20 protein-coding genes and 1 riboswitch are annotated in these 20,085 nt (G+C 71.4%); of the genes, 5 read left to right on the top strand and 15 right to left on the bottom strand.

What is annotated here, in order from left to right; genetic code table 11:
• Positions 1-2 precede the first annotated feature (2 nt).
• The 7 genes from QN157_00955 to QN157_00925 all read right to left on the bottom strand — a co-directional run bounded on the left by QN157_00955 (position 3) and on the right by QN157_00925 (position 8,135).
• Positions 3-1,139: a CapA family protein gene (locus tag QN157_00955; GenBank protein MDR7554152.1), complete on the bottom strand. Its 1,137-nt coding sequence runs from the start codon at positions 1,137-1,139 to the stop codon at positions 3-5.
• Positions 1,140-1,217: 78 nt separating this feature from the next.
• The gene (locus tag QN157_00950; GenBank protein ID MDR7554151.1) at positions 1,218-2,111 is read right to left on the bottom strand and encodes an ABC transporter permease; all 894 of its coding nucleotides are present in this window, start codon (positions 2,109-2,111) and stop codon (positions 1,218-1,220) included.
• A 201-nt stretch (positions 2,112-2,312) separates the two neighbouring features.
• Entirely contained in the window at positions 2,313-3,260 is a 948-nt protein-coding gene (locus QN157_00945; GenBank protein MDR7554150.1) for an ABC transporter permease, read from the bottom strand.
• 88 nt (positions 3,261-3,348) lie between these two features.
• Positions 3,349-4,944 carry an ABC transporter substrate-binding protein gene (locus QN157_00940; protein ID MDR7554149.1) on the bottom strand — a complete coding sequence of 532 codons (1,596 nt, stop codon included), beginning with the start codon at positions 4,942-4,944 and terminating at the stop codon, positions 3,349-3,351.
• Between the two features lie 5 nt (positions 4,945-4,949).
• Entirely contained in the window at positions 4,950-6,740 is a 1,791-nt protein-coding gene (locus QN157_00935) for a M28 family peptidase (GenBank protein MDR7554148.1), read from the bottom strand.
• Positions 6,737-7,459: an aspartate/glutamate racemase family protein gene (locus QN157_00930; GenBank protein ID MDR7554147.1), complete on the bottom strand. Its 723-nt coding sequence runs from the start codon at positions 7,457-7,459 to the stop codon at positions 6,737-6,739. Before QN157_00930 ends, QN157_00935 begins: the two co-directional genes overlap by 4 nt.
• Before the next feature lie 283 nt (positions 7,460-7,742).
• Complete coding sequence (locus QN157_00925) at positions 7,743-8,135, bottom strand: DoxX family protein (protein MDR7554146.1); 393 nt, start codon at positions 8,133-8,135, stop codon at positions 7,743-7,745.
• Positions 8,136-8,407: 272 nt separating this feature from the next.
• Positions 8,408-8,507, top strand: a riboswitch (TPP riboswitch).
• 109 nt (positions 8,508-8,616) lie between these two features.
• Between QN157_00925 and thiO the strand changes: the two genes are divergently transcribed.
• The 5 genes from thiO to QN157_00900 all read left to right on the top strand — a co-directional run bounded on the left by thiO (position 8,617) and on the right by QN157_00900 (position 12,426).
• Positions 8,617-9,726, top strand: a complete 1,110-nt coding sequence (gene thiO, locus QN157_00920) for a glycine oxidase ThiO (GenBank protein MDR7554145.1) — start codon at positions 8,617-8,619, stop codon at positions 9,724-9,726.
• 3 nt (positions 9,727-9,729) lie between these two features.
• The gene (thiS, locus tag QN157_00915) at positions 9,730-9,933 is read left to right on the top strand and encodes a sulfur carrier protein ThiS (GenBank protein MDR7554144.1); all 204 of its coding nucleotides are present in this window, start codon (positions 9,730-9,732) and stop codon (positions 9,931-9,933) included.
• 10 nt (positions 9,934-9,943) lie between these two features.
• Positions 9,944-10,744, top strand: a complete 801-nt coding sequence (locus tag QN157_00910) for a thiazole synthase (GenBank protein ID MDR7554143.1) — start codon at positions 9,944-9,946, stop codon at positions 10,742-10,744.
• A 93-nt stretch (positions 10,745-10,837) separates the two neighbouring features.
• On the top strand, positions 10,838-11,440 hold the full coding sequence (locus QN157_00905) for a thiamine phosphate synthase (GenBank protein MDR7554142.1): 603 nt from the start codon (positions 10,838-10,840) through the stop codon (positions 11,438-11,440).
• Positions 11,440-12,426, top strand: a complete 987-nt coding sequence (locus QN157_00900) for an ornithine cyclodeaminase family protein (GenBank protein ID MDR7554141.1) — start codon at positions 11,440-11,442, stop codon at positions 12,424-12,426. The genes QN157_00905 and QN157_00900 overlap by 1 nt, the downstream gene beginning before the upstream one ends.
• A gap of 6 nt (positions 12,427-12,432) precedes the next feature.
• On the opposite strand, the gene QN157_00895 is transcribed toward QN157_00900, so the two are convergent.
• From QN157_00895 to QN157_00860, 8 genes are all read right to left on the bottom strand, one after another.
• Complete coding sequence (locus QN157_00895; GenBank protein MDR7554140.1) at positions 12,433-12,714, bottom strand: DUF4242 domain-containing protein; 282 nt, start codon at positions 12,712-12,714, stop codon at positions 12,433-12,435.
• Between the two features lie 53 nt (positions 12,715-12,767).
• Positions 12,768-13,226 carry a cupin domain-containing protein gene (locus tag QN157_00890; GenBank protein MDR7554139.1) on the bottom strand — a complete coding sequence of 153 codons (459 nt, stop codon included), beginning with the start codon at positions 13,224-13,226 and terminating at the stop codon, positions 12,768-12,770.
• A gap of 75 nt (positions 13,227-13,301) precedes the next feature.
• A complete protein-coding gene (locus tag QN157_00885) occupies positions 13,302-14,240 on the bottom strand; it encodes a hypothetical protein (protein MDR7554138.1) in 939 nt (312 codons plus the stop codon).
• A 109-nt stretch (positions 14,241-14,349) separates the two neighbouring features.
• Positions 14,350-14,553, bottom strand: a complete 204-nt coding sequence (locus tag QN157_00880; GenBank protein MDR7554137.1) for a hypothetical protein — start codon at positions 14,551-14,553, stop codon at positions 14,350-14,352.
• 21 nt (positions 14,554-14,574) lie between these two features.
• A complete protein-coding gene (locus QN157_00875) occupies positions 14,575-15,558 on the bottom strand; it encodes an ABC transporter substrate-binding protein (GenBank protein ID MDR7554136.1) in 984 nt (327 codons plus the stop codon).
• Positions 15,559-15,936: 378 nt separating this feature from the next.
• Positions 15,937-16,275, bottom strand: coding sequence for a hypothetical protein (locus tag QN157_00870; protein ID MDR7554135.1), 339 nt, complete (start codon positions 16,273-16,275; stop codon positions 15,937-15,939).
• A gap of 469 nt (positions 16,276-16,744) precedes the next feature.
• The gene (locus QN157_00865; GenBank protein ID MDR7554134.1) at positions 16,745-17,017 is read right to left on the bottom strand and encodes a hypothetical protein; all 273 of its coding nucleotides are present in this window, start codon (positions 17,015-17,017) and stop codon (positions 16,745-16,747) included.
• 322 nt (positions 17,018-17,339) lie between these two features.
• Positions 17,340-19,895 carry a LuxR C-terminal-related transcriptional regulator gene (locus QN157_00860; GenBank protein MDR7554133.1) on the bottom strand — a complete coding sequence of 852 codons (2,556 nt, stop codon included), beginning with the start codon at positions 19,893-19,895 and terminating at the stop codon, positions 17,340-17,342.
• Between the last annotated feature and the right edge of the window lie 190 nt (positions 19,896-20,085).

The following is a 20,085-nucleotide window of genomic DNA, read 5'->3' as shown; positions in this document are numbered from 1 at the left end:
GCTCACCGCGCCACCCCGGCCGGCTGCAGGGCCACCCGCCCGCGGTCGCCAACGACGGTGATCGTCACGCCGTAGGGTGCCGACTGGTCCGCCAGGCTGGCCAGGATGCGCGCCGCATCGGTGCCGGTGGCCAGCTCGGGATCGCCCTCGGCGTTCATCACCACGGGGACGAGCTCGACGTCGCGCACGCCGCCGGCGTCGCAGGTGACCAGGGCGATCACCGAGTCGAGGTTGACCGGCGAGCGCAGGCTCTTCCATGAATAGGGCGGGTCGGGCCGCCGCAACACGGGGAACCGGCCCGGCGTCACCGAGTGGAAGAGGAAGTTGCCCAGGCTGTAGAAGACGGGCCGCCCCCCGATGGCGTCGATGCCGTGCAGCACATGGGGATGGTGGCCGACCACGACGTCGGCGCCGGCGTCGATGAGCGCTTCGGCCAGCGGTCGCTGGTAGGCGGCCACCGGGCTCTGGAAGGCCGCGACGAACCCGTGGGGCACGCCCCAGTGCACACCGACCACCACGACGTCGGCCTGGCGCTTGGCCTGTGCGGTCGCCTCGGCCGCCGCCTCCACGTCACCGGGCCAGCACCGCGTCTCGACGTAGGGCGCCTTGCCGGGCGTCTCGTCCAGCCCGGCGCTGTCGACCACGTACAGCGTCGTGACGTGCACCGGCGCGATGCCCGGCCGGTCGGGGGCGGCGGCGCTCCCCACCGGGAGGGTCGAGGCCAGGCCCAGGAACGCGACCCGCACGCCCCGGGCGGTCAGCACGGCCGGGGCCAGCGCCTCGGCCAGGGTGCGCCCGGCCCCGACCGCCGGCAGGCCCACGCGCTGCAGCGCCTCCAGCGTGTCGAACAACCCCTCGGGGCCGTAGTCGAGCATGTGGTTGTTGGCCAGCGTCACCACGTCGATGCCCGCCGCCCGGAGCTCGCCCGCCAGCTGGGGGTCGGCGCGGAACGCCACGTGCTTGTCGGCCGGCGCGCCGCGCGTCGTCAGCGGCACCTCCAGGTTCACGAACACCAGGTCGGCTTGGTGGAAGACCTCCCACACCGCGGCGCTGCCCGGCGAGCGGCCGCCGCCCGCCGGGGTGATGGGGCGTTCCAGCATCAGGTCGCCCGTCAGGGCGATGGTGATCGGTTCACGCATCGCGCACCTCGTCTCGGCAGTCTCGTCGCCAGCGTCCAGGCCATGGCGTGCCGGTCGCGTCGCGCCGGCCCGCGGGGCTCACCGTTCGGCGAGGGTCGGGTCGATGGCGTCGCGCAGGCCATCGCCGAACCAGTTGTAGCACAGCACCGTGATGAAGATCATCACGCCCGGGAAGACCGCCAGCCCGGGGACCGTGCGCAGGTAGGCCCGTGCCCCGGACAGCATGTTGCCCCACGACGGCGCCGGCGGCTGCACGCCCAGGCCCAGGAACGAGAGCGACGTCTCCAGCAGCACCGCGTACGCCACGCCCAGGGTGGCGGCCACCGTGATCGAGGGGATGGACTGGGGCACCACGTGGCGGGTGAGGATGCGCCACCCGCTGCACCCCAGCGCGCGGGCGGCCACCACGAACTCCAGCGTGCGCGTGCGCAGCACCTCGGCGCGCACCACCCGGGCCACGGTCATCCACGACGTGAGGGCGATCACCGCCACCAGGTTCAGCAGGGTCGTCCCCAGCATCGCCAGGGCCAGCAGCGCCACGAAGAACAGCGGCACCGCCAGCATCCCGTCGGTGATCCGCATCAGGACCACGTCGGCGACCCCGCCGAGGTAGCCGGCCGCGGCGCCCACCGCCACGCCGATGACCATCGACGCCAGCATCGACGCCAGCCCCACGGCCAGCGAGACCCGGCCCCCGTACAGCAGCCGCGTGAGCACGTCGCGGCCGTACTCGTCGGTGCCCAGCCAGTAAGGGCGGCCCGGCGGCCGCAGCCGCTCGCCGAGTGCGATCGCCTCCGGGTCGCCGGGCGCGAGCCAGGGTGCCGCGGCCACGGCCAGGTGGATCACCACCAGCACGCCCAGCGCCGCCACCGCCAGGCGGTTGCGCCGGAAGCGCGCCACGATGCGGCTGGCGGGCGTGCGCGTCCGGGGCAGGGCGGGCACCGGCGCAGCGCGCGGAAGGCGCCACTCCACGGCTAGCCCGCCTCCCCACGCCGTGCGTCCGCGCCGGGCGGCCCCGGACGCACGGCGCCGCACCGGCTCGGGCCGCCAGTGGCACGGAGGGCACGCGCCGCCCTGCACGCGTCGCCACCGCGCGCCGGGCCACGGCCCGCGCTGGCGGCGCGCGGACGGACCCTCCGGGCCATCCGCGCCCTCTGCGCCGGCGGCAGGCGGTCAGTCGTAGCGGATGCGCGGGTCCAGGTAGACATAGAGCACGTCCACCAGCAGCGTACTGGCCGCCACCACCGCCGAGATCACCAGCGTGATGCCCATGATCATGGGGTAGTCGCGCTCGAACGCGGCCCGCACGGCCAGGCTGCCCATGCCGGGCCAGGCGAAGACGGTCTCGGTGATCGCCGCGCCTCCCACCAGACGCGGCAGCTGCAGGCCCACCACCGTCACCACCGTGAGCAGGGCGTTGCGCAGCGCGTGCCGGTAGAGCACGCTGCGCTCGGGCAGCCCCTTCGAGCGGGCGGTGCGCACGTAGTCCTGGCGCAGCACGGCCATGGTCGCCGAGCGCGTGTAGCGTGCGAAGAGGGCCATGTTGGCCGTGCCGAGCACCACCGCGGGCAGGACCAGGTGGCGCGCCACGTCCAGCGCCGAGCGCTCGCCGCCCAGGGTGTGCATGCCGCCCGGCGGCAACCAGCCCAGCACGATGGAGAACAGCACGATCAGCATCAGCCCGTACCAGAACGTGGGCACCGAGATGCCGAAGAAACAGAGCGTCGTCACCGCGTGGTCGACCGCCGAGTAGGGCCGGGCTGCGGAGAGCACGCCCGCCGGAATCGCCACCACCAGCGCCAGGGCCAGGCTCGCCGCCGACAGCAGCAGCGTGTTGGGCAGCATCTGGAGGATGATCTCCAGCACCGGCAGCCCGGCCTGGTAGGAGACGCCCAGGTTGCCGCGCAGCACCTGGGCCAGCCACCGCACGTACTGCACGTGCACGGGCTGGTCCAGGCCCAGCAGCGCCCGCATCCGCGCCAGCTCCTCGGGGCCCATGTTGCGGTCGAGCAGGATCGACGGCCCGCCCGGGGCCTGGGTGACCATGGCGAAGACCACCACGGTGACCACCACCAGCAAAATCACCGTGTGGAGCGCCCGGCGCAGGAGGTAACGGCTCACGGCAGGAGGGCGTGCCGCAGCGCCCGATCGAGGCATGCGCCCCGGGCGCCGTGGTCGATGTCCGCAACCACCATGCGCGGGGCGCGGCTCAGCGTCCGATCGAGACGTTCGTCATGTGCGTCAGGGCGTCCCGGTAGCCCATCTTCACCCACCCCTGCACGCGGCGGTTCATCGCCTGCAGCTCGTGGGGGTAGACCAGGTAGATCACCGGCGCGTCCCAGGCCATGAACTTCTGGGCCTGGTGGTAGATCTTCGCCCGCTCCTTGAGGTCGAAGGTCGCGCGGCCCGCCTCCAGCAGGCGGTCGAGCTCGGGGTTGGCGTAGCCGAACTCGTTGAGGGTGCCCTGGGTGTGGTAGTAGGCCAGGATGTCGGCCTCCGGCGGCGTGATGTACCACAGCGTCCAGGTCTGCAGCGGGTTGGGCCGCGACCGGATGCGCGAGAGCAGGGCGTTGAACTCGCTCACGCGCACGTCGGCGTCCACGCCCACGTCGCGCCAGTACTGCCGCGTCACCACCGCGGTCTGCTCGCGCACCGGGTTGCCGCGGTCGACGTCGATGGTGATCTTCAGGGGCTGCCCGCCCTTGCGCCGGATGCCGTCGGGCCCCCGTGTCCAGCCCGCCTCCTCCAGCAGGCGGTTGGCCAGCTCGGGGTTGTAGGGAAACTGGTGGACCTTGTCGGTGTACGCCCAGCTGATCAGCGGGTTGATGGGCCCGGTGGCCAGGCGGCCCTTCCCCTGGTAGATCTTGTCCAGGATCGCCTTGCGGTCCACCGCGTGGGTCAGGGCCTGGCGCACCTTGCGGTCGCCGAACGGCTCGAGCTTGTGGTTGAAGGCCACGAAGGTGTAGTTGACTTGGGGTGCGTCGATCACCTGGACGTTGGGCATCCGCTGCACCAGGCTCAGCTGGTGGGGTTCGATGATCATCAGGTCGAGCTGGCCGGTCTGCAGCTGCGCCAGCTGCTGCTCCAGGTCGGCCACCACGCGGAAGACGATGGCATCGAGCCGCGGCCGGCCGCCGAAGTACCGGTCGTAGGCCACCAGGCGGACGTGGGAGCCCAGCACCGCCTCGGCGAACCGGAACGGCCCGGTGCCGATGGGGTTGCGCAGGAACTCCACGGGGTTGCGCAGCTGGTCGACGGTGTAGCGGCCCAGGATGTGCTCGGGCAGGATGTTGGCCAGGTAGCCCAGCATCACCGGCAGCGTGGCGAACGGCGTCTTGGTCACGATGCGCACGGTGTAGTCGTCGACGATGTCCACGCGGCTGATCTCGCTCACGTTGCCCCGCTGGAAGAAGGGCACCTGCGGGTTCAGCCACAGGCGCTCGATGGTGAACTTCACGTCCCGGGCCGTGAAGGGCTGGCCGTCGTGCCAGGTGACGTTGCGGCGCAGGGTGAAGGTCCACGTCAGCCTGTCGTCGCCCAGGGTCCACCGCTCCGCCAGGTCGCCCACCGGCTGCCAGTTGTTGGGGTCGTACTTGACCAGGGTGCTGTAGAGCACCTTGTTGACCAGGATGTTGGGGAGGCCGCCCACGATGGGCCACATGCGGGCGTTGTCGATGATCGGCAGCGTGAACGTCCCGCCGCGCGCCTGCGCGGCGCCCGGCAGCCCGCTGCCGGCCACGGCCAGGGCGACAGCCGCCACCACCAGTGGGGCGAACCGGAGCGTCACACGACGGATCGGATGCATGTGCTTCACCTCCGACGAGATCGGTCGCTGCCCACCACCGCGTCCAGGGCGGCCGCGGCGGCCTGCAGCGTGTGGACGACCTGGGTGCGTCGGCGCCCCAGACGCGTGACCAGCAGCCGCGCCTCGTGCGACGCCGGGTCCAGGTGCTTCAGGTCTTGCGCATCGGCCAGGGCGGGCAGCGGTCGCTGCGGCACCGCCGGGTCGTGGTCGAAAGGGCTGCCGGCCACGTAGCCCGCCTGCACCAGCGCCCGGATGGCGGCCCGCCGCGCACGCACCAGCGCTTCGACACGGCGCGGCGGGCCGCCTGCGCGCGCGGTGGCCGCGGCGATCCGGTCGAACCGGCGCGCCCGCTGCGCCAGGCCGTCCAGGGCCGCGGCCACCGGCGTCAGGTCGAACCGATCGCCCACGTCGCGCTGCAACGCCGCCACCACGGTCCGCAACTCGTCCACGGCGGGCGCCACCTCCTGGGGCGGGAGGGGGACTGCAGCGAACCGGTAGGCCGCCAGCAGGTAGATCTGCGCGTCGCGGCGCAGGACCTCGGGATCGACCTTGTCCAGCGTGTCGGCCTCGGTGTGCCACCACCAGCCCAGGCCCGAGCCGCCCACGTGCCAGCGCTGTCCCGGGGGCCGCAGCGACAGGCCCATGAACAGCGACGGCACGCCTGCGCCCCAGAACGACTGGTCGCCGGCCCGCACGGGCCGCTCCCAGCCCACCGTCTGCCCGGTGAGCTCCCGGACCAGCGCGGTGCCGAAGCCGGCCACGTCGGCCGTGGCAGTGATGGGGTCGTAGACGGTCGCGCCGACGACACCCGGCGAGTCGCAGTTGATGTGCAACACGCAGCGCTCGGCCAGCTCGTGCCAGAAGCGGTCGGCGTACCAGGTCGAGCCCGCGTACCGCCCGGTGGAGTGCCCCGGCCAGAACGCCCAGCGCACCCCCCGGTACAACCGCGCCCGGGCGCCGTGCAGGATCCGCGCGACCTCCATGGTGACCACGTTGCCCGTGGCGTTGTCGGTCGCACCCAGGTGCCAGGAGTCGACGTGCCCGGAGAACAGCACGAACTCGTCGGTGCGGCCCGGCACGTGCGCCACCGGCAACACCACCGGCCGCCACCCGGTCTCGACGCGACTGTGCACCCGCAGGCGCACCGGGCCCCGGGCCAGGGCGGCGCGCAGCGCCTCACCGCTGGCCTTCGTGATGCTCAGGATGGGGATGCGGGGGAACGCGTGGACGACCTCGGGCGTCGGCGCGCCCCAGACGGGCGAGACGATCCCTTCGTGGATTGCGTCCTCGTCGCTGGGCCAGGTGTGCAGGTAGGCCACCGCCCCGCGCTCCTGGGCGGTCTGCATGTTGCGCCGGCTGCCGGCCTCGGAGAGCACGATCTTGCCGGCGATGGCGCCGGCCTCCAGCCGCCGGTGGGTCTCGGTGTCACGGAACAGGTCGACCCCGCCGGGCACGTACACGACCTCGGCGGTGATGCCCTCGGGCGGGGTCGTGCCGGAGAACGCGCGCGTCTTCGCCGCGATCTCGCGCGGCAGCCCCTCGCCAGCGAGCACCTCGATGCGGGCCTCCCGTGGGTAACTCAGGTACGCATCGAACTCGTGCACCTCGACGCGGATGCCCTCGGCGCGCAGTTGCTGCACGATGTAGTCCATGGCCCGCCGCTCGCCCGCGGTGCCCGAGGTGCGGTCGATGCTGCACAGGACCTCGAGGTCGCGCCACATGCGGGGCAGCGACACCTGCGCCAGGAGGTCGTGCCCTGCGGCATCGGGGCGACGCGCGCGCAATCGGGCCGTCACGCGCCACCTCCTGCCCGCACCGCCGCGCCGTGCCCGCGTGCGGTCGGCGTGGGGTAGGCGACCTTCGAGTGCGACAGGCGGCTGCCCACCAGGAACTCGGCCAGGCGCACCGACGCCCGGAGCACGTTCACCACCGGCACGGGCAGCGCGGCAGCCAGCGCGTCGCCGAACCGGTGGCTCAGGCTCGCGCACGCCAGCACCAGCGTGTCGGCACCGTCCTCGGCGAGGCAGCGGCGGGCCACCGCGAGCACCTTCTCGAAGGTCTCGTGTCGGCCCGCCCGCAACTCCGTCACGCTGCAGTCCACGGACCGCACCGCTGCGCACTTCTCGGCCAGGCCGTAGTGGCGGACCAGCGCGCGTGTCGGCCGCACGGTGCTCTCCAGCGGTGAGAGCACCGCGAACCGGTCGCCCAGCATGGCTGCCGCGTACAGGCCCGCCTGTCCCGGCCCGATGACGGGGATGCGGACCAGCTCGCGCGCGGCCTCCACGCCCGGGTCGCCGGCGCAGCCCGTGACGACCGCGTCGAAGCCCCGGCGTTCGGCCTCCACGCACATCTCGACGGTCCACGGCGCCAGCAGCGCCTCGTCGTAGAGCGACTCAATGACGTCCGGCCGCGGCCACGACGGCGCAAAGTCGAGCGTCTCGACCGTCACCCCCGGACTCGCGGCGTCCTGCAGGTAGCGACGACGCTCCTCGCCGCCCAGGTAGCACAGGCGCATGGTCTCCCCCTTTTGGCGAACCCCATCCGTTTGGGGAACTCCGTCGCCGTCGCAGTTCGTGCGCGCAGGCGACGCTCCCTGCGTGATCTCCACCTGTGTCCAGTAGCGCTCAACGGCGAGCAGCGCTTACGCGGCGCTCGCTGATGTCCCAAGATACGAGACGGCCAAAGGTCCCGGGGGCGATGGGCGGACGTCGAGCACCTACAGGCGCGGCACGGCCCACGGGCCGCCCGCGTCGAGCGGTCGGCCACCTCGACCACAGGAGAGGAGCTGCGTCCGACCCCTACGGTCCCAGGCGGATCACCCACGTCTCAGGCGCCACCAGCGACGCCAGGAGCAGCGCGGCCGCCAGCGCCAGGTTCTTCGTGAAGTGGGCCATCTGGGCCATCTTCTCCATGCCCTCGTCGGTCCAGAAGTGGTGCACGAGGAAGGCTGCCAGGACCAGGAAGATGATCGCGAGCCAGGCGCCGATCTTCACCTGGTAGCCCAAAAGGAGGCTGAGCCCGGCCCCGAGGTGCATGAGGCCGGTGAGGGGCACGGTGACCGATGGCGACGGCACGCCGCGGGCCTGGGCGTACTGCACGAAGGCCTGGCGGTTGGCCACGAGGTGGTTCCAGGCCGCCATCAGGAAGTAGATGCCGAGGACAAGCTGTGCGATTAGGACCAGCACCGTCATCGACACTCACCCCTTTCGCTCCCGCGGACGAAAGCCTCCTGGTGCTCTCCCGGAGAGTATTCCGCGCACCTCCGTGGCAGCCCTCGCGGCCCTCAAGGAGGCCAGCGCCCGGGAGCCGCGTGGCGCGAAGGGCCATACCCGCCTCGAGCGGTCAGGGTCGTGCTGCCTCGGTCTGCGGTGGGAGCCCGCCCACTGCGGTAGGCCAAGGGCGGGGCGCAGTTACCCCGCGTCCCAAAGATTGACAATCCTTCGTCGGCTCGTGGACCATGGTGTTGGAGCGCACGGGGTGGTAGGCGGACTCGCTCGCCTGAGAGATACCCGTAGAACCTGATCCGGGTAATGCCGGCGGAGGGAATGCGCAATACGTGTTCCTCCAGTTGACCCTCACCCGCCTGATCAAGCCACTCGCTTTCGGCCGGGGCTCGCGGGGATCGCCGGATCCGCCCACGCGGGCGTCCGAAGTCTCCGGGGGGCTGCAGGCGTGACAGAAATCGTGGTCGTGGGCGGAGGGATCATCGGCCTGGCAGTCGCAGAAGAGCTTGCCCGCCACGGCCACGACGTGGTGGTCCTGGAGCGGGACCGGGTAGGGGATAGCTGTGCTGCTTCTGCAGCCGCGGGGATGCTGGCCCCGGCGGCGGAGGCGGACACCACTCCCGAGGTCACCACTCATCTGGCCCTGGAGAGCCACCGCATGTACCCGGAGTGGGTGGCGCGGTTGGAGGCGGAGTCTGGCGTCTCCGTGGGCTTCGACCGGTCGGGGACGGTGGTGGTGGCCCTGGACGCGGACGACCTGCGGGAGCTGGCCCACCTGGAGCAGGCGCAGAAGCGGTTCGGGCTGCAGACCCAGAGGCTTTCCACGGAGCAAGCCCGGGAGCTGCAGCCGTCTTTAGGTCCGTCGGTGGTGGGCGGGCTGCTGTTGGAGCACGACTGGCAGGTGGACCCGCGGCGGCTCTTGCAGGCCCTCCGGCGCAGTGTGGAGGTACACCGCGGGCGGATCCTGGAGCACTCGCCCGCGGAGGAAGTGCGCAGGCGGAACGGCGGATGGGCCGTGCGGTTGCGGGGCGGAGAAGAGGTGGTGGCCGAAAAGGTGGCCGTGGCCGCGGGTGCCTGGAGCGCTTCCCTGCTGCCGCAGGACGTGTACCCGTTGCCTGTGCGGCCTGTGCGCGGGATCGTGCTGCGGTTGGGCGCGGGGTTGGACTCCCTGAGGGTTGTCAGGACGCCGCGGGTCTACGTGGTCCCGCGAGCATGGCAGGAGACGGTGCTGGGGGCGACGGTGGAGGAACGGGGCTGGGCGCGCGAGGCGCTGGCCGGGGGCGTGTACGAGCTCTTGCGGGAAGGCCGGCGGCCGCTTCCCTGTGTGGACGAGATGCCTTTGCGGGAGGTGGCAGTGGGCTTTCGGCCTGCCATCCGGGACAACGTGCCCGCGGTCGGGCCCTTGGACGAGAGAGCCAGCCTCCTGGTGGCCACCGGCCACTACCGCAAAGGCGTGGAGCTGGCGCCGCTGAGCGCCGTGTTGGTCCGGCACGTGGTGGAGGGGACCGACCACCACATGCTGGCCTCTGTGGACCCCCGGCGGTTCCAGGGGGGGTGAGCCGTGGACCGTGCGGTGCAGGTGCGGGTGAACGGCGAGCTGCGGGAGGTGCGTGCAGGCACCACCCTGGCCGAGTTGCTAGGCGAGCCCATGCCCGGGTCGGCGGCGGCGGTGAACAGCCAGGTCGTACCCGGCTCTCAGTGGGGCCAGTACCAGCTACAGGAGGGCGACCGGGTGGAGTTCGTCCGGGCAGTTCAAGGAGGCTGACGTGGTCCACGTGCAAGGGCTGTGGGACACAGACCCGTGGGAGCTGGCGGGCCGCACGTTTCACTCGCGGCTGATCCTGGGCACCGCGCGCTACCCCAGCTACCAGGTCCTGGTGGACGCGTTGACGGCTGCGGGGGTGGAGATGGTGACCGTGGCCCTGCGGCGCGTGCGGCCATCTGCGGAGGGCGAGGACCTGTACCGGCTGCTGAGGGCCCACGGCATCGACGTCCTGCCCAACACCGCGGGCTGCTTCACCGCCACGGAGGCGGTGCTGGTGGCAGAGCTGGCCCGGGAAGCCCTGGGCACCAACTGGATCAAGCTGGAGGTCATCGCGGACGAGGACACCTTGCTTCCGGACCCTGCGGAGCTGGTGGTGGCGGCCAGGGATCTGGTGGCGCGTGGCTTCGTGGTGCTGCCGTACACGAACGACGACCCGGTGCTGGCCAGGAAGCTGGAGGACGTGGGCTGCGCGGCCGTGATGCCCCTGGGCGCTCCCATCGGCAGCGGGCTGGGAATCCGCAACCCGCACAACATCGCCCTCATCGTGTCCCGGGCCAAGGTGCCCGTGATCGTGGACGCTGGGGTGGGGACGGCGTCCGACGTGGCCATCGCCATGGAGCTGGGTTGCCACGCGGTCCTCCTCAACACCGCGGTGGCCCGGGCGCACGACCCTGTGACCATGGCGCGGGCCATGCGGCACGCCGCCATGGCGGGCCGCGCCGCATACGTGGCGGGCCGGATGCCGAAGCGGTTCTGGGCGGAGCCCTCCTCGCCCCTGGAGGGCCGGGTGGAAGAACCCGCCTGGCCATAGCGAGGAGAAACTGTTTTGGACAGGGAGCCCGGGGCTTCCAACGATCGTGCCAGCGATTCTCGGGGTGGTCTTCCGATTCCGCGGTTGGTGGTGGTGGCGGACGTGGACGCTGCGGGCGGGGAGGCCTCGTGGCGACGGGTGCTGGAGCGCCTCAGGTTTGCAAAGCCCGCGGTGCCCGCGGCCGTACAGGTCAGGGCCAAAGACAGGCCCAGCGGATCCCTCGAGAAGCTGGCCCGGGAGGCGGCGGAGATCCTCGGGCGGAGCTTTCCCCTGACCCTCAACGGACCTGCGGGCATGGCGCGGGAGCTGGGGTTCGCGGGAGTGCACTGGCCGGAGTCTCAGATCCCCCACGCAGTTCCGCCGGAAGCGGCGCAACTGATGAGATCCGCCAGTGTCCACAACCTGGCAGCCCTGCGGGCCGCTGAGCGAGTGGCCCACTACGTCGTGTTCGGCCCGGTGTTCGCTCCGGGCTCCAAAGCGGGTTTGGGGGTGGGGGTGGAGGCGCTGCGCGAGTTTTGCCGGGAGGCACGGGTGCCGGTACTGGCGATCGGAGGCGTTACCCGGGACACGGTGGCGGTGTGCTTGCAGGCCGGTGCTGCGGGGGTCGCGGTGGTCTCGGCGGTGCTTCGCGCTGGGGACCCGGTTCGAGCGCTTGAGGAGGTCGGAGGGCCTGCGCCGCGGCCCGGGATGCTGTGATGGCCCTGGTGCTGACCGCCGAGCAGGTCGCGGCCTGCCTCACAGCCGCCGAGGTCCTGGAGGCCCTGCGGGCCGGGTTTCGCGCCGAGGCCGAGGGACGCGTGGTGCAACCCGACCGCCTGACCACCGACGTGCCCTCCGGCTGGTTGCGGATCATGCCGGCGGTGGTGGGGATCGACGGCGCGGGCTACATGGGTTGCAAGGTGATGAACCTGGTGCGGGGCGCCGGCGTCCGCTACCTGATCCTCCTCTACGACGCCGGGAGCGGCGAGCTGCTGGCGGTCATGGACGCCGCCCAGATCACGCAGATGCGCACAGCGGGCGTCGCGGTGCTCGCCGCGCAACACATGCTCGACGGCCCGGTGGGTGTCCTGGGCGTGCTGGGCAGCGGCTACGAGGCGCGCGGCCTGCTGGCCGCCATGGCCGAGGCGTTGCCGTTTGCGGAGGCGGTCGTCTACAGCCCGCGACGCGCCAGCCGCGAGGCGTTCGCTGCCGAGATGCGCGCGCGCATCGGACGGCCGGTCGTCGCGGTCGACTCCGCCGATGCCGTGGTCGCCCGCGCGCCCGTGCTCGTGCTCGCCACCAAGAGCGCCGAGCCGGTGCTCGACGGCCGGCGGGTGCTCCCGGGCGCCACGGTGCTGTCCATCGGGTCGACCCGGCTCGACCTGCGGGAACTCGACGTCGAGTCGCTGCGGCGAGCCCGCTGGGTGCTCGTCGACTCCGTGCGCGGCGTGCACGCCGAGTCGGGCGACGTGCGGGCCGCGCTGGACGCGGGGGTGCTGGCCCCGGACCGCCTCGTGCCGCTCGCCGACGTCCTGCGTGACGGTCGGCGGCTGCGCACCCATCCGGACGACGTGCTCGTGCTGAAGACCGTGGGCACGGCGATGCAGGACCTGGTGGTGGCCGGGCGCGTCTACGCCCGCGCCCGGGCCCGGCGGCTGGGCACGGAGGTCGGCGAGATCCCCCAGCTCAAGCCGTTCGCGTGATGGCCTTCACCGCACGCTCATGTCGACGACGTCGACGACGCGCAGGAACGGGATCTGCGCCGCCTGGCAGACGGTTTCCACGACGGCGGCATCGTGGGCCTGGAACAGGTACATGACGCGCCAGTCTCCCGGCACCCAGATGGCGCGCAGGTACCGGACGACAGCGCCGGCCGCGGCCGCCTGCTCGCATGCCCGACGGGCGCGCGCCTCGGTGCCCGCCAGCTGCTGAGCAGTCATGCCAGGGAGATCGCAGTCGGCCATGTACGTGCGGAGGAGCGCCACGGTCATGCCTCCCGTAACCCGATGTGGGTGACGCCCGCCGGCCGCCCAGGGAACGCCGGCTACGCCAGCGGTGGCCCCACGATCTCGATCCCGAACCGGCGTGCCGTCTCCACGAGCGCCGCCGCGGCCTCGGGTGTGGGAGGCCCGGACACAGGCGGCAGGTCGGGACGGAGGGCGGGCCGCGCCATGGCCCGCACGAAGTTCTCGAAGTCGCGCTGCGTGGTGATGGTGAGCCACCGCGCGCCTTCCGGCGAGGTGACCCGGTAGGTGTGGGCCACACCCTTGGGCGCCACCAGGACCTGCCCGGGGCCGACGGTGCGGTCCTCCCCGCCCACCCGCAGGCGAAGTGCCCCCTCCAGGACGCAGAAGACCTCGTCCTCGGTGTGGTGGACGTGCAGGGGCGGGGAGTCTCCTGCGGGCGCCCGGTGCTCCAGGACCGAGATGTGGTCGGTGTTCTCCGCCCAGGCGACCCGCACAGAGACCAGTGTGTCCAGGAACCACATAGACTCTGTCGCCATGGCCTATGCACTCCCTGAGGGCGAATTCTCCTCTGCAGGGTAAGGCCCGCCGGGCGCCGGCGGCGTCACCAGGAGTCAGTATGCGGGTAATGATTCTGCGCGGTGCCGACCGGACGTCTCGGGCAGGTAGGCCACGTAGACAAAGCGGCCGTTTGGCGAGACCCCCATGATGTCGGGCGCCGCCCCGACGTCGGTGATGAATCCCGCCAGCGCCTCCACTGTCGTGCTGATGGTGACGATGTTGCCGCTGCCGCGGTTGCCCATCCACAGATAGGTGCCCACCAGGACCATGCCGTGCCCGTCTTCTCCCGTCCAGGACAGCCGCAGGCTGTTCCGGAGGGCGTCGGACGCGGCGTCGAACACGTACAGGTCGGAGCTCTCCGCCGTCCCCGAGTTGATGTACACCTTCGAGCCGACCACGGCACCGCCGCAGCCCGTAGGCGCGACCTCCGAGCGCGCGTACGACCGCAGCACGCGCATCGGCGTGCTGCGGTAGTCGACGACGTAGAGGCCGCCGCCGCGCAGCGTCACATAGGCCTTCCCGCCGGTGATCACCGGGCAGATCGGCGCGTTGTCCGGCGTCCCCGCGCCCTCCAGCCTGCCCAGGTCCAGGTCGTCGGCGCGATTGTAGGAGAAGCGCTCGGCGGCAAAGTCAGCCCGGATGCGCGCAGACCGCTTGCCGTTCTGGTTGGCGACCAAGATCCAAGCACCGTCGGGCGAGACCTCGGCGTGGTGCGCCTGCTCGCCGACATCGATGCTGGCAGTGATCTTCCGGTCGGACGCCCGCATGACGTACACGTGACCGCTGGCGACGTTGGCGATGACCGCATGGCGGTGATCGGCCGTGAACCCGAGCATGTGCGGGCGCACACCCGGGCCGTCGCCGACGCCGGACGCCGCCGCGTTGAGATCGACGACCTCCGGCTGCGCCGCGCCGGTTTCCAGTTGCTGCCCATTGTAGATGTGCAGCTTCGCCCCGCCGCGGGCCGCATCGGCCTGATCGATCGTCCACACCTCGTATCGCACGTCCTGCGTGGATCCCGGAGCCGGGACCGCGATCCAGGCGGTGGCGGCTGCGACGAGCACCGTTACAATTCACCCTGCGACTCTCATCGCGCCCTCCTTATGCATGTAATTCATAGCGGAACTCCGCGATGAAGCTGTTGGCCCCGCCGGCCTCGAACCCCCAGACGTCCTGGTAGCGAATCCGTCCGGCCTGCGCCTGGCGCAGGAGCTGCGGGACACCCGCCCACACCGTCGGGTTGTCGATCACACACGGCTGCTCGCCGTCCATCCCCACCAGTTCCCGGGCGTCCACCTCCAGCACGTGCGCGACGCGGAGCCGCGTCTAGCGCGGCCGCAGCTCGGCACGGAGCTCGTCAAAGATCCGGGGCTCGACGGTGCGGACGACCTCGTCCACGCCGACCGTCAGCAGGCCCACATCCGCCACGAGTCGGGCGTAGAAGCGGAGGCTGCGTTCCATGTCGAGATCGCGCCAGTTCGCCGGTACCATGCTGGCGGTGTAGAGGACGTTGTCGAAGTTGGCCGGGCCGCCGAACAGGCCACGGTCGGTCGCCCGCTTCACGGCGTCGGCCCGGCTCGCCGTCTGGGCGTCCGCCGCCCGGAGGATAGCCCGTACGGCTCGCTTTGCCGCGACGGGGTGCGCGCGGTACCACTCCTGCCGGGCGAGCAGAAGACAACAGGCCGTCAGGGACCAGGGCCGGTCCATGAGCTGGTTGTGAATGACGTGACCCGGGTTGGCGGGGTTCCGGCGCAGGGCGGCGGCGCCCACCGAGGCGCTCCAGACGGCGTCGTTCTGTCCGGCGAGGTACAGGGCGACAAGATTGGCGTCAGGCTGGATGACCCAGTTGACCTCGGCCGGATCGAGACCGGCCTGCTTGAGGACGATGGCGAAGCCACTGTAGGCCAAGTTCTCGAACGTCCTGGCCGTGACTACCACCCTCCGGCCGCGCAGATCCTGCAGCGACCGGATGCCCGGCTGCGCCCAGATCTCGATGCAGCCCGGGTGCAAAGGAGCGAGCACCACCGGGCGCTGGCCGGCTTGCAGGAGCGATGTGATGCTCCAGACCCCGAAGCCTGCCTCGATGTCGGTCCGCCCGCTGGCCAGCTGGCCGCCGGCGAGAATCTCCACATTGGTGAAGCCTTCCTCCCGGAGGAACGGTTCGGAGGCCATGATAGGGTGATCGCAGGGCAACGAGCCGAGCCGGATGGTGCTGGTCTCGGGTGGCGGGGCCGGCGCGGCCTGCACGCCAAACGGCGAAGTCAGATAGGGCACCAGGAACCTCCCGCTCGCGACCGTCCCGGCGATCACAGCGGACCCGCGGAGGATCTCCCGCCGTGTCAACACGGCCACCACCCCCTGAGGGCGAATGCCTTTCCCACAGGGTAAGGCCGCCGGGCGCCGGCGGCGTCACCAGGAATCAGTACGCGGGTAATGATTCTGAGCAGCGCCGACCGGACGTTTCGGGCAGGCACGCCCGCCTCCCGCAATCCACGTGGGGTGATGCCCGCCGGCCGCCCCGGGGAAGCCGGTTACGCCAGGGGCAGCAAGGCGCGGATCTCCCGCATCACCGCCGGGGGCGAGGCGGCCTCCTCCCCTGAGCCAGGGCGTCTCTTTGGCGCGCCCGGAGGAGGTCGAGAGCGCTCTCTTGCCCTGCAGCGCTACCGCTAGATCGCCCCGACCGGCTTCCTAATCTCGCTGGTCCTTCGTGACGACGGTCGGCACAGGCGGAGATGACTCGGGCGATGCTCGCCGGGTCGTGCCCCCGGAGGCGCTCACCGACCTCCTCGTCGGCGTCACAGCAGGCGTGGTGTGCAGCATGGCCCGGTCATTGGTGAATCGCTCGGTCAGGACGACGATCTCGGTTCGGGCTGTCAGCGCCGAAGCGGATGAGCGCCACTTGCTCCGGGGCTGGATCGCGTCCACGTAGGCGGTGGCCGCCGCCTTCAGGTCCTGGATGGCGCCGCCCATGCTGCCGCTCGTGTCGAAGGCGAGCACGGTGGAGATGGGCGGCTCGACGAGGCGCACGAGGTAGTCGCCGGGCTCGACCAGCTAGACATTATGGCAGGGACCGGACTCTCGGCTCGCAGCGTCGTAGGTTACGCGGTGAGCACGCCTGCGCACAGCGCAGAGCTACATGCGAGGAGGTCCGGTCCATGGATAAGGATAGCACGTACGTGGGGTTGGACGTCCACAAGGAGACGCATCACATGAGCCGGGCACAGATCGGCGCGAGAGGGCGCGAGCGAGGATGGCCGCGGTACGGAGAATCCTCGACGTCCCCCTATGCGCTCACGGCTTCGGCCCGAACGCGCGTGGCTAGAGTGAGGCAGCTCCCGACGGCTCACAGTCATGCGGCGCAGATCCGCGTACATCAGGATGATCAACCGTCGACGATGCCTCTTCGCTCGTGGCCTTCCGCGTCGGTCCGCCGCCCGGCTCGGAGGTGATCATGAAACGGCACGCAACGGGCAGGGCTTGACCGGTCCCTGCCATATCAGGGGCGGTAGTAGACGTCCAGGATGCCGTCGGGGAGGACCAGGACCAACCAGAGTTCCCCCACGCCGGGATGTCGTTCCACCCGCCAGGGAAACGCTCTGGCCACCCCGGGCTGCCACCGGGCCTGGCCGGGCTGCGGAGTGATCACCAGGAGATCCCCCCGCAGCGCGTAGCGGCCGCGTTCCTGAACCAGCACTCGCTGTGCGGTTGATCCGGTGTTCCGGACCGTGAAGAGGAACTCATACGTCCCGTCGCGGTTGAACCGGTACACCCGTCGGGAGTGAGAACCGGTCCTGCATCATCCTGCACCCACGTCCCCAGGAGGGAGGCGGGAGCGGTCGGGGCCGCGAGCGCCCTCCCCGGCGCCGCCAGCACCATCGACACCGCGAGGAGCAGGGACCGTGTCACGATGCCACCTCCCGCACTCCTCTGGGGCACGTTCGGTGTTCTGGTCCGCCGTGCACTGTCTGCATGTGCCACCTTGTCATAAGCATTCCAGCCGTCCCCCAAGAGTCTGACGGCCAGGGGAACGCACGGCATCACCACAAGTCAGTAAGAGGTTGGTGATTTTGGGAAGGCCGGCCCGCCGTCGGTCAGGCCTGCGGCTTGAGGCCCTGCTCGACGGCCCAGGTGGCGATCTGCGCGCGAGAAGAGAACTCCAGTTTGCCCAGGATGTGCTGGACGTGGGTAGCCGCGGTGTTCTCGCTGATGAACAGTCGGCGGGCGATCTCGCGGTTCGACAGACCTAAAGCCACCAGGCCGGCGACTTCCAGTTCCCGCGGCGTCAGCGACCCAGCCCGTGCCGGCCGGGCCTGCGGCGCGGCTTTGCCGGCGCGCACCCCCAAGGCCTCGGCCACCGCCACGCTGAAGGAGAGCCTTGCCCCGGCGGCCACCGCACGCCGGAAGGCTTCGGAGCCAAGCCGGTCCTCCGCACTAGAACGCGCGCGTGCCAGACGCTCGGGCCGCACCTCCGCAGGATGCCAGCCGGGCCACCTGCCAACACCAATCCGATCCAGCAGCGCATCGGCGGCGCCGAAGAGCCTGGCCGCCTGGTCTGCCTGCCCGCTCTCTGCGGCCAGCACCGCCACCCCCTCCAGGCAGCGCGCGACCCCCAGCCGGTCGCCGGCCCGCTCTAACAGCTCCAGGGATTCCCGGTAGAGGGCGGCCGCCCGCCCGTCGGCCCCCGCATCCTGGGCGATGACGGCCAGTTCCCGCTGGGAGGACGCGATCATGACAGGATCTGCGAGCTGCCGGCGCAGGTGCAGCGCCTGAGTCAGGAGTCGGTCGGCCTCCTCGTGGCTGCCGCGCGCCAGCGCGATGCGCCCCAGGTGGACCAGGGTCTGAGCCACGCCGTCCCGTTCCGCCCGCGCCTCGAACGCGCGCAGGCACGCCTCTCCCAGGGCCGCGGCCTGGACCAGGTCGCCCTCGGCCAGCGCGACGGCGGCTATGCCGTACGTGGACCAGGCCGCGCCGCGGTCGTCGCCGAGTTCCCGGGAGAGGGCAAGACTCCGTTCAAATGGTTTCCTTGCGTGCCGGAAGTCATCCGCCTCGATGAACACCAGCCCCAGGAGCCGCGCCGCGGTGGCCATCCCCTGCCTGTCCTGCCGCTCTTCGAAGAGCGCCAGGCTCTGCGCAGCCAGCTCCCGCGCCCGCGCCAGTTCACGCCGGTCCCTGGCGATCAGGGCCAGTGTGCGGAGGGCGTGCGCCTGGGTCTGGCTGTCTCCCAGATGCCTGGCCTGGGCGACGGCGTCCTCGGCCAGAGCAGTCGCTGCGGCATGCTCACGGACGCGCCAGGCAAGCACGGCCGCGCCGTACAGCACCCGCAGGCGCAGGGCGACGGCTTCCGCCGGGACGAGGGGCAGGGCGGCCGCGGTCCAAGCGCGTCCTTCCACCCAGTAGCCGCGCACGTTCCAGAAGCGCCATGCTGCGGCGGCCAACCGTGGGAGGATGGCGGCGTCCACGTCACCTGCTCGTGCTCGATCCAGCACAGCACGGATGTTGGGATAGTCGCGTTCCAACCGGTCGAGCCACTGAGCCTGCTGCGGCCCGGTAAGTGCGGGTTCGGCCCGCTCCACCAGGGCGAGGTAGAAGTCGGCATGGCGGTGACGGGCGAGCTCGGCTTCACCGCTCGCCGCCAGCTGCTCCAGGGCGAATGCACGGAAGGTTTCCAGCATCCGAAAGCGTGGGTTGCCCTCGGGGTGCTCGTCCCGCTGTAGCAGGCTCTTGTCGACCAGAGAGGCCAGTCCGTCGAGCACGTCCACGTCGAGGTCCGCGCACACGGCCTCGGCTCCCTCCAGAGGAAACCCGCCCACGAACACGGCCAGGCGGCGGAAGAGCGCTTGATGACCTGGTTCCAGCCGGGAGTAGCTCCACCCCACGGCCGCCCGCAGCGACTGGTGCCGGGCCGGCAGGTCCCGGGCCGCCCGTTGGAGCAGGGTGAGCCGGTGGTCCAGGCGGTCGCGGATCGCCTCCGGGGGGAGCGCCTTCACCTGCGCGGCGGCCAGCTCCAGTGCCAGGGGCAGGCCGTCCAGACCCACGCAGATCTCGGCGACGGCCCGCGCGTTTGTAGGGGTCAGGGCGAACGCGCTATCAACCGCCTGAGCCCGGGCCACGAAGAGCATGGCGGCAGGTGATGCCGCTACCGCCGCCGGATCCAGCGGGCGGCTCAGGTCGGGAACCCGCAGGGGCGGGATGGCGATCTGATGCTCCCAGCTGAGGCGCAGCGGCTCGCGGCTGGTGACCAGCACCTTGAGGTGTAGCGTCGCCGCCACCATGGCGGCCACCTCAGGCGCCGCCTCCACGACGTGTTCGAAGTTGTCCAGGAGCAGCAGAAGCCGCCGGTCCCGCAGCGCCTGGGCGAGCGCCTCCACTGGGGGCGGCTTGGCGCGCAGGGGGATGCCCAGCCGCTGCGCAATGGCCCAGCTGACCTGTGCGGGATCGCCAAGCGGGGCCAGGTCCACGAAAGTCACGCCGTGGGCAAATGCCCCCGCTACGGCGGAGGCCACCTCCACCGCCAGGCGCGTCTTCCCGATCCCGGGGGCGCCGGTGAGCGTCACCAGCCGCACATCGTCGCGCAGCAGCGCCGCCTTGACAGCGGCCAGTTCCGTCTCGCGCCCGATGAGCGGGGTGGCGGTGGCCGGCAGATCCACCTGCAGGGCGGTACTCCCTCCAGCCTGCGCCTATCTGGCCCTATCGGCCTGATTGGGGGGTGCCGTTCTCGCTCTCTGCCCCCGCCTCCTGCTTCGGCGGGGCGAGATGCGCGATGATGTGGCGCCGTATTCGGGTTGCCGGTCTGGTGCACGCGGGAGGACCTGCTGGACGTGTTGAGAAGATCGCCAA

The organism is Armatimonadota bacterium (assembly GCA_031459855.1).
In the GTDB taxonomy this organism is placed as follows: Bacteria; Sysuimicrobiota; Sysuimicrobiia; order Sysuimicrobiales; family Humicultoraceae; genus Fervidifonticultor; species Fervidifonticultor primus.
Note: the sequence above shows the minus strand (reverse complement) of the source record. Positions and strands in the feature narration are given on the sequence as shown.

Coding starts and splice junctions, on each gene's coding strand:
- QN157_00930 (MDR7554147.1), bottom strand. CDS start 7,459: ATGCGCCTGTGCTACCTGGGCGGCGAGGAGCGTCGTCGCTACCTGCAG.
- QN157_00955 (MDR7554152.1), bottom strand. CDS start 1,139: ATGCGTGAACCGATCACCATCGCCCTGACGGGCGACCTGATGCTGGAA.
- QN157_00890 (MDR7554139.1), bottom strand. CDS start 13,226: ATGGCGACAGAGTCTATGTGGTTCCTGGACACACTGGTCTCTGTGCGG.
- QN157_00925 (MDR7554146.1), bottom strand. CDS start 8,135: ATGACGGTGCTGGTCCTAATCGCACAGCTTGTCCTCGGCATCTACTTC.
- QN157_00940 (MDR7554149.1), bottom strand. CDS start 4,944: ATGCATCCGATCCGTCGTGTGACGCTCCGGTTCGCCCCACTGGTGGTG.
- QN157_00895 (MDR7554140.1), bottom strand. CDS start 12,714: ATGACCGTGGCGCTCCTCCGCACGTACATGGCCGACTGCGATCTCCCT.
- QN157_00900 (MDR7554141.1), top strand. CDS start 11,440: ATGGCCCTGGTGCTGACCGCCGAGCAGGTCGCGGCCTGCCTCACAGCC.